12 protein-coding genes are annotated in these 13,136 nt (G+C 55.4%); all 12 read left to right on the forward strand.

What is annotated here, in order from left to right:
- Positions 1-1,143 (forward strand): glycosyltransferase, encoded by a 1,143-nt coding sequence (locus KGZ89_04495; GenBank protein ID MBS3974108.1) that lies wholly within the window; start codon positions 1-3, stop codon positions 1,141-1,143.
- The gene (locus tag KGZ89_04500; protein MBS3974109.1) at positions 1,140-2,552 is read left to right on the forward strand and encodes a sugar transferase; all 1,413 of its coding nucleotides are present in this window, start codon (positions 1,140-1,142) and stop codon (positions 2,550-2,552) included. Before KGZ89_04495 ends, KGZ89_04500 begins: the two co-directional genes overlap by 4 nt.
- Before the next feature lie 12 nt (positions 2,553-2,564).
- Entirely contained in the window at positions 2,565-4,760 is a 2,196-nt protein-coding gene (locus tag KGZ89_04505) for an O-antigen ligase family protein (protein ID MBS3974110.1), read from the forward strand.
- A gap of 27 nt (positions 4,761-4,787) precedes the next feature.
- Entirely contained in the window at positions 4,788-5,429 is a 642-nt protein-coding gene (locus tag KGZ89_04510; GenBank protein ID MBS3974111.1) for a redox-sensing transcriptional repressor Rex, read from the forward strand.
- Positions 5,429-6,085: a tetratricopeptide repeat protein gene (locus KGZ89_04515; GenBank protein MBS3974112.1), complete on the forward strand. Its 657-nt coding sequence runs from the start codon at positions 5,429-5,431 to the stop codon at positions 6,083-6,085. The genes KGZ89_04510 and KGZ89_04515 overlap by 1 nt, the downstream gene beginning before the upstream one ends.
- The gene (locus KGZ89_04520; protein ID MBS3974113.1) at positions 6,082-7,149 is read left to right on the forward strand and encodes a hypothetical protein; all 1,068 of its coding nucleotides are present in this window, start codon (positions 6,082-6,084) and stop codon (positions 7,147-7,149) included. The genes KGZ89_04515 and KGZ89_04520 overlap by 4 nt, the downstream gene beginning before the upstream one ends.
- A 103-nt stretch (positions 7,150-7,252) precedes the next feature.
- Positions 7,253-8,344: a cytochrome c3 family protein gene (locus KGZ89_04525; GenBank protein ID MBS3974114.1), complete on the forward strand. Its 1,092-nt coding sequence runs from the start codon at positions 7,253-7,255 to the stop codon at positions 8,342-8,344.
- A gap of 55 nt (positions 8,345-8,399) precedes the next feature.
- A complete protein-coding gene (locus tag KGZ89_04530; protein ID MBS3974115.1) occupies positions 8,400-8,978 on the forward strand; it encodes a hypothetical protein in 579 nt (192 codons plus the stop codon).
- 4 nt (positions 8,979-8,982) lie between these two features.
- A complete protein-coding gene (locus tag KGZ89_04535; protein ID MBS3974116.1) occupies positions 8,983-10,362 on the forward strand; it encodes a cytochrome c biogenesis protein ResB in 1,380 nt (459 codons plus the stop codon).
- Entirely contained in the window at positions 10,359-11,195 is an 837-nt protein-coding gene (ccsA, locus tag KGZ89_04540) for a cytochrome c biogenesis protein CcsA (GenBank protein MBS3974117.1), read from the forward strand. Before KGZ89_04535 ends, ccsA begins: the two co-directional genes overlap by 4 nt.
- Positions 11,196-11,378: 183 nt before the next feature.
- Entirely contained in the window at positions 11,379-12,854 is a 1,476-nt protein-coding gene (locus KGZ89_04545; GenBank protein MBS3974118.1) for a hypothetical protein, read from the forward strand.
- Positions 12,855-12,881: 27 nt separating this feature from the next.
- The coding region (locus KGZ89_04550; protein ID MBS3974119.1) for a NapC/NirT family cytochrome c at positions 12,882-13,136 on the forward strand (255 nt) is incomplete at its 3' end.

Below are 13,136 nucleotides of genomic sequence, written 5' to 3' on the forward strand. Positions count from 1 at the left end.
ATGCGGGTGACGATGCTCAACAAGTACTACCCTCCACACCTCGGCGGTATCGAGTTTCACGTTCGTGACCTGGCTGAAGGCCTGGTCGAGCGTGAAGGTGCCAAGGTTAGCGCGCTTGTCGCCAACGATGGACCAGGTAGCGTTCGGGAGATGCTTGGCGGTGTCGAAGTGATGCGAATGTCGCGATTCGCGCAGTATGCCTCGACTCCAATAGCGCTTGGTATGCGTCAGCAACTGCGATTTCTTCTCTCGGGGCCTGAGGCCTCGGACGTGCTGCACCTGCACTTTCCTTATCCCTGGGGTGAAATTTCCTGGCTGTCGATGAACGCTCGTGTGCCGGCAGTGATGACCTACCACAGCGACATCGTCAGGCAGAAGACCTCGCTTGCGTTGTACAAGCCCTTGCTCGAAAAGGTGCTGGACCGAGTCGATCTGATAATCGCCAGCTCCCCCAATATGGTCGAGCATTCGGAATTTTTGGCTCCAAGGGCCGAGAAATGCCGCGTGGTGCCCTTCGGCCTGCATGTCGAACGTTTCGCGGCCACGCAAGAACTGCTTGAGCGAGCGGCGCGACTAAAGGCGAGGCACTCGCATCGCAAGGTAGTGTTGTTTGTGGGGCGCCTCGTGTACTACAAGGGTGTTGATGTGTTGCTGCGGGCAATGAGCGATGTTGACGCCGATCTTGTCATTATCGGCAAAGGACCCCTTGAAAGCGAGTTGAGGGAGCAGGCGCATTCGCAAGGCATTGCGAGCCGCGTGTTTTTCGAGCCGCCAGTTTCAGATGAGGACCTGACCGCCTGGTATCATGCCAGCGACGTTTTTTGCCTGCCGAGCGTGGCGCGCTCAGAGGCTTTCGGTCTGGTGCAGGTGGAGGCGCACGCTTCCGGGCTGCCCGTTGTCTCGACCGACCTGACGACCGGGGTGCCTTTCGTCAACGCCGACGGCGTCACGGGTCTCGTTGTGCCCCCGGGCGACTCCAGCGCCTTGGCGAGAGCTCTCGGCACGCTTCTTTCAGATGATGACCTCAGGCGCCGACTGGGCGAGCAGGCCAGGAGTCGCGCGAACGCCGAGTTTTCGATCGAGCGCATGGTGACACAGACTGTTTCGGTATACCGGGAAGCGATAGAGGGTCAGCGAAGGTGAAGCGTGGGCACTTCATAGTTCTCTCGCTGCTGCTTGATGCATTGCTCATCAACGTCGGAATCGTCGCCTCGTTCTTCTTGAGGTTCGGTGGCACGCTGCCTGCGTTCAACTTCGAGCCATTTATCGTGCTGGCACCCTTCATTACGCTGTTGTACCTGGGGTGCGGATATATATACGGACTCTATGAGCCCGAGCGGACAGAGTATCCCTGGGCGGTTGTGCGCGCTGTCTTTGCGGCCGCGACGCTCGGGACTGCCCTTACGGCAGCACTTCTCTTCTTTGCCGGCCCCGAGTTCTTCTCTTTTTCGCGTCTTGTGATCCTGATCAGTTGGCTGGTGATCGGGATCCTGCTCATCGGGTGGCGAATTCTCTTCCTTCAGGTGAGCACGATAACGTGGCCGCAGCAGCGGATAGTTATCGTTGGTACCGGTGACTTGGCGCTAGAGCTAGCTTCCGAGCTGGAGGAAAGGGGTCGGTGGGGCTATCAGGTTGTGGGGCTGCTGGAGACAAGCGCAAATGGTGCTTCGGCACCAGTGCATGCGCAAAGTGCGAACACAGGCTCCTCGGCAGGAGCGCCTGTCGGCAAAGAGTTTGCGGTGCTGGGCCGCCTTGATGAAATCGCTGAGATCGTGCAGAGGGAAAGCGTGGATCGCGTGATCGTGGTTTCACCCGTGGCCCTGCGCGATCTTATTGAAAGACTAGCCCTTGCTGATGAAATTAATGTGCGCGTGGATGTGGTGCCGGAGCTCTACGAGATATTCATAGGCACCGTTGACGGCCTCGTGGCAGATATCCCGTTGATGGAGATCACCCGAAGCTCACCGCCGAGGTGGGTTTTGTTTGTCAAGCGAGCTGTCGATGTTATCGGCGCCTTGCTCTTGCTGCTAGTGCTCCTTCCGCTGCTGGCGATCACGGCCCTGGCGATCCTTGTTACGATGGGTTGGCCGATATTGTATTCGCAGAGGCGTACGGGCAAGGATATGCGGGAGTTTCGCCTATACAAGTTTCGCACGATGGTTCGGGAGGCCGAGAGTACCACCGGGCCGGTGCTCGCGGCCGAGTGCGATGCCCGGGTAACACCCCTGGGCAGGATCTTGCGCACCTACCGGATCGACGAACTGCCGCAGCTTATCAATATTTTGCTTGGGCATATGAGCTTTGTGGGCCCTCGGCCGGAGCGCCCGTTCTTTGTAAGGAGGTATGTCGAAGAGATACCTGGTTATCGCGAGCGCTTCAAGGTCGCGCCAGGAGTTACAGGATTAGCGCAGGTAAGCGGTGGATATGCGACAACCACCGAACGCAAGCTAAAATACGATCTCATTTACATGTATCATCATGATTTGTCGATGGACATCCAGATTTTAGTTGAAACCGTGCGCGTGATCTTGACCGGTCGCGGCGCAAGATAGGAGCTAGCAGAAGTGGGAAAGCGCAGGAAAAACGTAGCAGGCGTGGAACCGAAAACCGCCCGCGGCAAATCCCAAGGAGTGTCAAGTAATCAACCAGACGCAAGTCTCATGTTGAGCGCGTCGACGCTGGGTGGCATGACCACACCACAAAAGGTTGCCTGGTACGCCCTGCTGGCACTTGTCTTTTGTGTACCGCTCGCGACAAGCAACTGGACTTGGCTAGGGATTAGCATACCGTTTACTTTCGATCAGTTTGACCTCGTCAAGGTGTTTGTCATGCGGGCATGTTTGCTTGTTGGATTAGCCGCATGGGCTTGGCACATACTTTTTTATGGAGGAAAAATCCGCAGAACCAAGGCGGATTATCTGATTCTCGTGTTCCTAGGGTGGGTGTTTTTGACAACATTGACCTCGATCCATCCAGAGACGGCATTTTTCGGGAAGTACCGCCGCTATGAGGGGCTAATGTCGTTTATCACGTACGGCGGTGTGTTTTTCCTGGCCACGCAGCTGCTCGATAGGACAGCAAGGATAAGGGCGCTTGCCAAGACATTCTTCTTCTCGGCGGTAGGCGTCAACGGCTACGGGGTTCTGCAAAGCCTGGGGATGGACCCGAATAGGTGGGGACAGCTTCCTTTCGAGGCAAACCGTGCGTTCTCGACGTTTGGCAACCCCGATCTTCTCGGCGGATTTATCGTGTTTTCGCTGGCGGTTTCACTGGGACTTGCGCTTAGTGAGAATCGTCCGGGCTGGAGAGCGGTATGGTGGGCCGGTTTTCTGATCGCGGTTTGGTGCTGGATAGCCGCTTTCACTAGAGGTGCGTGGATCGGCGGCTCTGTTGCGCTGTTGATAATAATTGCAGTTGCGATCACCCAGAAGGTCAAACTCAAGCGCACCGACGGTATATTTGCTGGAGCTATTGGTATATTGGTCGCGGCACTTGTCTCGCTGAGCCTGCGTTCAGAAAATCCCGTGATGAACGTATGGCTGAGGCTCAAGTCCATATTCGAGTTTGACGCCGGAAGCGCCGAGACTCGGTTCCAAATATGGCAAGCTGCGCTAACAGCCATACAGGAACGGCCGATTTTAGGGTATGGAGCTGATACATTTCGTCTCCACTTCCCGAGATATAAGCCGCTTGAGTATGTCGCGGATGCCGGCTACCTATCGGTTGCTGATAACGCTCATAACTATCCCCTGCAGATGGCTTCGGCTCTTGGGATTCCAGGGTTTTTGTTGCTCTACGGGCTCTTTATTTTTGTCGCGATCGCTACGGCCTCGTTCATATTCAAACGCACCAGCGGCTCCGTTGGAGACAAGCTTATCTTGGCGGGCATGTGGGCGGGGTGTGCTGGCTATCTGACTCACATGAACTTTGGATTGGCGGTAACTGGCACCGCAGTTTTCATGTGGGTGTTTATGGCGGCACTGATGGCGCCAACCGCTCGCTTTGTCGAGGTAAAACCTCAGTCGGGGGCGCTGGTGGGCGCAGTTGCCGCAACGGTTCTGGCAGCGGCGCTTTTAATCTTCAACTTCACTCATGTGATTGCCGATAATTATCACCTCAGGGCCAGTGTGATGTCTCAGGGTTTTGATAGAGTGCGTTACGCTGAGGCAGCGGTAAGACTCAACCCCTTCAACGACCAATACCGCACCGAGCTTGCAATGGCGCATCTCGATATCTTTGTCACCTATTTGCCTGCACTACAGGCAGGGGACGATAGCCCCGAGGCGCTTGCCGTTCGTGCGCAGGCAGAGCAGCAGTTCCGTACCACCGAACGAGCCATGCTCGATGCGATAGAGTTCTCACCTTGGGAGTTTGATAACTACGTATTTCTTACAAACCTGTATGTGGCTGGCGGCGAGTTTCTTGATCGCAGACACTTTGAAAGCGCTATATATTGGGGCAGAAAGGGAGTCGATGAAAGACACTTCATCTATGGCCCCGCACTACGGCTTCAGTTGGCCAGAGCACTCTATGCAACAGGTGACGTGCAGGCCGCTTACGATGAGATAAGTTTTGCGGCTTCGATGGACCCCAACTTCTCGCAAGCCCACTTCTTCCATGCAGTCATCGCGGAAAGCAGAGGTGATCTTGTGTCGGCGCGTAAGGCTTTGACTCAGGTCCTGCTTGTTCAGCCTGATTTTCCGACAGCCGCTGATTTCCTGGCCAGAGTCGAGTCAGCTGCAGCCGCAACTTCAAATTGAGAGAGTTATCTGAAACGGAGAGATAGAATGTCACCACAGCAACCCAGCATCCCTCCGGCAACAGTTCAGAGGCTCCCTTTGTACTTGCGCTGCCTTGTGCAGCTCCAATCACAGCGGTTGGATATCGCCAACTCCGTCAAGATAGCCGAAGTGGCGGGCACGAACGCTGCGCAGGTTCGCAAGGATCTGTCGTATCTCGGCGAATTTGGTATCCGCGGACTTGGGTACGAGGTGAATGGGCTTATCGCCCATCTCACACGATGGCTTGGACTTCAGGCTACTCGAAATGTGGTGATTATCGGCCATGGGCGGCTCGGTGCCGCGCTGCAAGGCTACGGCGGTTTGCAGGACCGAGGCTTTTTGGTCCGCGCGATTCTGGATATAGACCCCGAAAAGATCGGGACAGCCTTGCCCGGGGGGTTACAGGTGGAGCCGTTAGAAAGACTTGCGGATATCGCCAGGGAGCGCGAGATCGAGATTGCGATCTTGACAGTACCGGTCAACCAAGCCGAAAGAGTGGCTCGTGATGTTGTTGCCGCGGGAATCAGGGCGATTCTCAACTTTGCGCCGGTGCGGCTTGACCTTCCCGAGGGTGTACGTGTGCGTCAGGCCGATGTGGCAGCAGAGTTGCAGATTCTCTCTTACCATTTACGTGAGGAGTCTTTGTAGTGACTGGTTTCGGTTATGACTTGAAGGATGGAAGCCGAGTTCCGGCCTGGTTGGCGGTAACCGTTGTTGTGCTGCTGCTCGGAGTCGTGGGGTCCGCGGGTTATATCATCAACGACCTTCTTTCTCCGTCCTCGCAACCCACCGCAATAGATAAGGAGATTGCTAGCAATAAAGAGGCGGTCGAACGCAATCCGGATGACATAGAGTCACTTCTTGCTTTGGGGCACGCTTATCAGAGAGCAGGTCGTTTTCGGGAAGCACTCCGACTTTACGATCAGGTATTGAATTTGCGGCCCCAGGATACTGCCGCCCTTTACAACAGGGGAATTGTTCTGCTGGAGCAGGGTAGATACAGCCAGGCGGAGGTCGCATTATGGGATGTCCTCGAGCGAGATCGTGAGCATGCACTGGCGGCAAAGGCGCTAGGGGAGCTCTACGCCGAGCAAGGCAAGTACCGATCGCTGATTTATACCTTAAGGCCGGTTGTAGAGGAGAATGAAGCCTCTGCAGATCTGCAGTATCTGATGGGCCTGGCCTATGAGAATCTTGGCGAAGGAGATCTCGCGGAGGAGCGCTACCGGTTGGCCCTAAAATATTTTCCAGATATGCCTGAGGCTAGAGAAGCACTGGACCGGCTGGGCGTAGTGATCGAGTGAAGGGTCCTGGTGAGCCGAGCGGTTCTCGGCAGGTCTTCTCCATACTTGCCCTGGTGTTGGCTTTGGTGTTGATGGCACTGGTTGCCTATATCGTTTTGGCGATGAATGCAGATGAAGTTGATCTGGCGCCCGTTCCTCAAAAAGGAATCGTTCCGGTGCTGACCATCGATGGTCCAGGGACAGGCGATAACCCCGAGTTCTCTAAACCCCAAGGGGTGGCGTTCGCTCCCGACGGCACTATCTATGTCGCGGACACCGGTAACAACAGGGTTTGCGTTTTTGACGAAAACGGAAGGTTCCTCTTTGAGTTCGGCGGTTTTGGTGTGGCCAAACCGGCTCCGGGTGTGATGGCGACCTGGGAGCCTGGCTTGATGAACATGCCGACAGGCATAGATGTTGCCGAGAACGGCGAAGTTTACGTTGCTGATTTCAAGAACGACCAGATCCAGGTATTCGACTCGAAGGGCAAATTTTTGCGACGCTTCCCTGACCCGCTTGTGCGTGTGGGAAGGGGCGGATCCGGATATGGAGGTACCGGCATAGCGGTTACCGGCGTCGAAGTGATGGGCGGACTGGTCTACGCGACAGACGCTTACCAGGTCGTTGTGTTCACGACAGAAGGTGAGTTCGTGCGTCAATTCGGCCGACCCGGAACCGGATTGGGTGAGTTGGATCGCCCCAACGGACTAGGGGTAACCAGAGACGGCATGATAGTTGTTGCGGACTCTAACAACAATCGCGTTCAGGCACTTGCAAGCGATGGAGGGCCGCAATGGGTCACAGGCGAACCCATCGTCGAGCTGGATGAGCGCGTTGATAATGAGTTCGGATTACCAAGAGACGTGGCGATTACCGACGACGGTTCTATTCTGGTGGTAGACACGTTTGAGTTTGAGATAGTCGAGCTTGATCGCACAGGCAATGTGATAAACAGGCTCGGCGAGCGCGGTGTCAACCCCGGGCAGTTTAATTTTCCTGACGCAATAGATGCGCTCGGTGAGAGAGTTCTGATTGCCGACAGAGGCAACAACAGGGTGCAGGTAGTGGAAATCGCAGGCAGATAGCTGCGTGGTTGCTCATGAAGGTTCATTCAGGTAACATTTGATCAGTGTCATGGAGCTGGTGCAGGGCATCTTCGTCCGCATTTGTTTGTGATTGGCGGTTCAGTTGACTTTGGGGATCAGAGCGGCAAGACTCACACTACTGTGCGCATTGTCCATGGTGATCTTCTCTACCCCTGCGCTCGCTTACGACGAGACGATTCCCCCCACAGGCAGGACTTGCTCTGAGTGTCACGGATTGGATGAAACTGAGACGACCGGAACCGTGCAGGCGATAAGGCCGAGAAAAGGACCGCACGGGGGATACTCGACCGGAACGCAGAAGTGCCAGACATGCCATACTATACACGGTGCGCCATTTGGCAGCATTATGCTGCTGTCGGCCGCTACGATTCGCGACACTTGTATGACATGCCATGATGGGACCGGCGGTAGAGGCGTATACGGAACCCTCGTGGCGAGAGGGCTCGAGGTGTCGTCCGCTCATAGGATAGAGTTTACTAATTCTGTACCCGGTGGCGCCCTTACCGGAGGGGCGGAAACAAAGACCTTTCTTGCCAGTGGCGGCTTGCTTACATGCAGCGATTGTCACAGTCCACATGGAACCGATACAGTCCAACCGTTCACTGGAGACCGTGTTCGCATTTCCACACCCCAGGCTTTTCCCGCAACGCATCCCGCGGATGTCGTGAAGACCGACCGGCTTCTCAAGAGACGACCAACCACGGCGACTCAATCCGTTGATGTTTATGGTTCCGAGTGGTGCGGTGCTTGCCATGTGGGCAGGATGTCCGGCTCGGCAGGGGTAGTCAATCATCCGGTGTCAACCCAAACTATCGGAGTCCACTACGACAGGATCGTTCGCGTCCGCTCCGCCAATACCACATCGGTAGAGTGGGGATCCTTGGGCGGCTCGAACCGGGGATATGTGATGCCTACGGCAACCGCCACCCCGCCACGGCAGCCCCCCATTTGTCAGCAGTGCCATGAGGACGCGCGTTCGGTAGGAAACGACCCGGCCAGGCGCCAGCAGATCTCCACCCTGGGTGGTTTCAATGAGGAGTTTCGGGTTACCGCCGCCGATGGCGCAGTGGCAACAGACAACCCAAGGTTTCAGGTGTTTCCACACGAATCGGCGACCCCTAGGCTGCTTATCGAAACTGGCAACAGCTTATGCTTGAACTGCCATGACGCCTGAGTCGCCATAGTCAGACCGATGGCTTGATGACCACTAACGAGAAGGATGGTGCCCGTTGCTGGCCACAACCCGCAATATAATTTTGATACTGCTGATCTCCATGGCGTTTTTGAGCTCCATAGCTCTGCTTGGCTGTGCGGCGACAGGTGGAGACGGAGGGTCCGCTGCCGGGGAGTCGGCGACTGAAGATGGCGCATCCGAAGAGACTCCTACCGCACAGTTCACGCCACCGGAAAACACCGATCTTTCGACGCCCGAGAAAGCTGTTCGCACATATCTCGACTGGATATCATACGCTTACAGAACTAAAAATCCGCAGGCGGCTTGGGACTATATGACTTCCTGGGAGTTTGTCCGGGTAGATGCCTATGCACAGAAGAATCTCGCCGAAGGTCGTGGCATCGACCAGCAGTTGACGGTATTTGATATTACTCAAGTGTCAGGCAGTGAGACGACAAAGAGCGTTGATACGAATGAGGAATGGGTCTACCGTTATTTTGGCCCGGATGGGGAGTATATCAGCGAGGAGCTGACTGCTACCTTCGCGAACCGGTACACCGTTGTGCGAGACGCGCAGAGGGGCGTCTGGCTGGTCGACAGGGTTTATGTCACTCCCAAGGGCGAGGTCGAGTAGAGTCATGACCTTGCCGGTGGCTAGTGGTCGCCGCTTGACCAAGCTGCTGCGCTCCCCGAAGTTTGCAGCCTGGCTCATCGCGGTCATCTGTATCTATCTTGTCATAGGCTCGATATTTCCCCAGCGCGATCTGGATCGTGCTGCTTATGAATTATGGGCTGCCCAGAATCCCGTACTCAGCTCGGTTACCGCCGCCGTCGGGCTGGACGCTCCATTTGTCCATCCAGTCTTCTTCGTATTGTTGGCGGTGCTGACAGCTTCAACGGCTCTCTGTTCTGTCCAGCGTACGCAACGTGCGCTAAGAATCTTGCGCCACACAGGCGCCATCGACGAAGCAAGAGCCAAATCGATTCGTCGCAAACCAACCGTGCGGTTCGAGGTTGATGAGCAGCATCTGGAAGAGGGGCATCGGAGACTGGACGATGCGCTTCGCCAGTTGGGACTCAAGGTTCATAGTGGACCGGTTGCAAGCCATGCGGTCTCCGGGGCGTGGGGACTTCTAGGGTCTCCAGTATTTCACTGGAGCCTGGTTGGCTTGCTTGTGGTGATATCTGCCGGAATGCTCACGAGATCCGAAGGATTGCTCGGAGTGGTTGCTGGATTCGAAAGGCAGAATGTCGAGGAGTCCTACGGCCTGCTCCAGAGAGGTCCGCTACACGGTGAGTTGAGTGGCTTTACCATAGGAGTCGAGTCCGATATGCCGCTGCAGTACGTTATCGACGGCATAGATCGTGGTGCGGCGCCGATGGTATATCTCAGAGATGGCGAGCGCGAATTAGCGAGGGGACGTGTATTTCCGAATCAGCCCCTGCGCTACTACTCTCATATGATTCACCTCTCCGACTGGGGGCTCGGGGTCGTCATTACTATCGCGGAAGAGGGCAGGGCAGAGAAGTCCTCACAGGTTTTTATCGATCGGAATCCGGTTCGGCCTATGGAGTGGGGTAGCTCAACCGAGGTGTTCCTCGATGAAACTGGTGCCGAAATAGCCAGAGTGAATTTCTCCACTCAACCCGGCACGGGTGCGGCAAAGGTTGAAGTTGTGCGTGCCGATGGGACTGCCGAGAGCAAGACTATGAGTGTCGGGGACACAGTGCAACTCGGGGAGGCCCTTGCCTTGCGCATCGATCATCTTGGAGGTTATGTCAGGCTTTCCGTGGTAGACGATTGGTCGATCATCCCTCTTTACCTACTTATGGCGATTGCTTGCGTCGCAGTCAGTGTTTCCATACTCGTCCCCTATAGGGCTGCCTGGATCGTCATTGACCGCTCGAAGAGTAAGCCAGCGCTTTGTGTGGCCATTCATCACAGCCGAGGAAGTCATGGGTTTACAGAACTGGCCCGCGGCAAGCTGTCTGAGACGTTGCAGGAGGTAAAGCGATGAGCATCGAAACCGAAGTCATTTTGATGTGGGCGGGGGTGACGTTTTACGCGTTGTCCTCGATTGTGTTCTCGGCGGCACTGTTTTTCAAGCGTGACGTGCTGTGGTCTGCAGGGCTCTGGCTGGGCGCAGCGGGACTTCTTCCTCACCTGGCAGCGATCGTCGGAAGGTGGATCCGCATTGACAGGGGTCCCTACCTTGGCTTTTACGAGGTAGTGTCCAGCTACGCGATCATCGCGGTCGCACTATTTGTGTTCCTTGCGTTCCGGCGTCGGAATATGGTCGGGCTTGGCATCGTATTGATGCCCCTCGCTTTTATCATGCTCGGTATCTCGATGTTCACGTCCAAAGAGGAGCTTGCCCTGTCGGGGCCGTTGGCCAGTTGGTGGCTGAGCATCCACGTCATTTTTGCGAAAATCGGGTATGGGGCTTTTCTTGTATCCTTTGCCTTTTCCATGATCTATCTGTTTCGGCATAAGGCAACGGGGTTATTGTCGGCGGCGCTTGAAAAGATGCCGCAACAGGAGATCCTGGATGATCTGCAGTTTAGATTCGCGGGTCTCGGATTTATCTTTTACGGCATCATGATAGTGTCTGGCGCGATTTGGGCAAACGAGGCATGGGGCAGATACTGGGCATGGGATCCAATCGAGACCTGGTCGCTTATTGCATGGGTGGTCTATGCACTTTTCCTGCATGCGCGGCTTACCTTGGGCTGGAGCGGCACTAAGCTGGCCTGGTTCTCGGTCGTTGCACTTCCGGTGGTTTCGTTCTCCCTCATGGGGGTTCCGCTCGTATACGACTCGATCCACGGTGCATATTTGCTCGGTTACTAATCTTCACGAGTATCGCACCCGATCAACTGCCGAGAAATATAACTAGGTAAACGGCTTGTGAGATTTTTCGCACTTGGTCCGTTCAATCCAGCGCCAGACAGTGCTACTATGTATTGAGTATTGTTGTGGGCTTGATATCCGCCAATCAATAGGCCGGATAGACAGGCAGAACCGGGAGGACCTTTGAGTGGCCCGGAAGTCGTCGTAGGCGACGTCGATACAAATGAGGGAGAATCTGGTTCGCAGCGCAAAGTAGGCCGTCGCGTGCACTGGGTTCTGCTTTTGTTGCTGCTTCTGTTGTTAATCGGCTCAGCAGTTGCAGTAGCTCAGTTGATCACGAGAGGCCCGGATCAGGCGAGGTTCATCGCACGCAATCTCGAGTGCCTGCAGTGCCACACGCAATTGATCCCCGACCTCGGCAAGCCATCTGTCCATAGCCCGTTCATGCTCAAGGAGTGCACAGTTTGTCACACTCCACACGGCGTAGAGCTGGAGAGGACCATCATCTATGGCGGCTTCTCGAATGCACTTGATCGCGCCCAAACGGTGATCGAGTGGCTTCCTTTGAACTGGGTGCTGGGCTTTTGGGACGGCGTTACCGGGACAGAGCGAGCGGAAAGAGAGCCCGGCGAGCAAGGTGAAGTCACAAAAAAGGTAGTTGAAACTGAATCGCGCCTTGTGGCGCCTGTCGAGGAATTGTGCTGGACGTGTCACGGTGATATCGGTGTAAAAGTTGATGATAGGCATCAGCATAGACCCTTCGAGTTGGCGGATTGCATGGACTGCCATGAGCCCCACGCTTCTGATTACAGGGACCTGCTTGTCCAGCACGAGCGAGACCTGTGCATAACGTGCCATCAGGTAGGAACCGAGATGGCTAGGGATCAGACGCACCCCCCCTTCGCTCGGCGACATTGCCTGGATTGCCACGATCCCCACGCATCTCCCTGGGAGGGAATCCTGGTTACTCGGCAGACCGACCTTTGCTTCATGTGTCATCCCTCTGTAGCACCTCTAAGCTTGCTGCCGGTCCAGCACCAGCCGTTTGCGTACGACAACTGCATGGGATGCCATGAGCCGCACGGATCTAATTACAGGCCCTTGCTGCTCAAGCCGGAGCCGGACATTTGTTATGACTGCCACCCATATATCGAGGATGATTTCCGGAAGGCAAGCATTCATCCGGTGGGTACTTCAGAACTGAACTGTGCCGACTGCCATGACGCGCACGCAGCCAACTACGCCGGCCTTTTGATCGCCGAAGATAACGAGTTATGTTATGAGTGTCATGCGACTGCAATCGAGGCGCGTTACGAGGCCTCCGCTCATCGCGATACGCTGTGTGTGGAATGTCATACGCCTCATGGCTCGAATTACGCACCGATACTGTTGGATCAAAATCCTGATGTTTGCCTTAGATGTCATGATCCGAGACACTATGATGAGTCCTCACCAACGGTCAGGCGCAATAACCACCCGGTTCGGCCGGTGCACTTTGACGTAAACAATAGATCGCCGCTGACATGCACCTCGACTTGCCATGATCCGCATGGTACAGATAATACTGCCATGCTCAGATATATGGATGCGCAATATGACGGGAACTGCTTAATCTGTCATGCTGTTGTGGCAGGTGAGCGAGTGGGGATCGATTTCTAGCTACACCGAAAGGAATGTGATAGGGAAATGATACGTGACAAGTTGCGAAAAATATCACTTGCCGGATTCAAGGATCCGAAGAGACGGCCACGCTATATCATCTGGACAGCGACAGCGGCCTTCTTCCTGGCAGGTTTTATCCTTTTCGCGCTCATGGTCACCTCCACCAACTGGTTTTGCGCTGATATCTGTCACGCCGTTCAGGTAGATAGCGTTATGGCTTGGGAAAGATCCACCCACGCAAACGTCTCCTGCGTTTCGTGTCACATGTCTGTCAACATG

The sequence above is a fragment of the Actinomycetota bacterium genome (genome assembly GCA_018334075.1).
GTDB lineage: Bacteria > Actinomycetota > Coriobacteriia > Anaerosomatales > UBA912 > JAGXSC01.

Bases quoted from the DNA above. Each gene is read 5' to 3' on its own strand.
- KGZ89_04495 (MBS3974108.1), top strand. From the start codon at position 1: ATGCGGGTGACGATGCTCAACAAGTACTACCCTCCACACCTCGGCGGT.
- KGZ89_04510 (MBS3974111.1), top strand. From the start codon at position 4,788: ATGTCACCACAGCAACCCAGCATCCCTCCGGCAACAGTTCAGAGGCTC.
- KGZ89_04535 (MBS3974116.1), top strand. From the start codon at position 8,983: ATGACCTTGCCGGTGGCTAGTGGTCGCCGCTTGACCAAGCTGCTGCGC.
- ccsA (MBS3974117.1), top strand. From the start codon at position 10,359: ATGAGCATCGAAACCGAAGTCATTTTGATGTGGGCGGGGGTGACGTTT.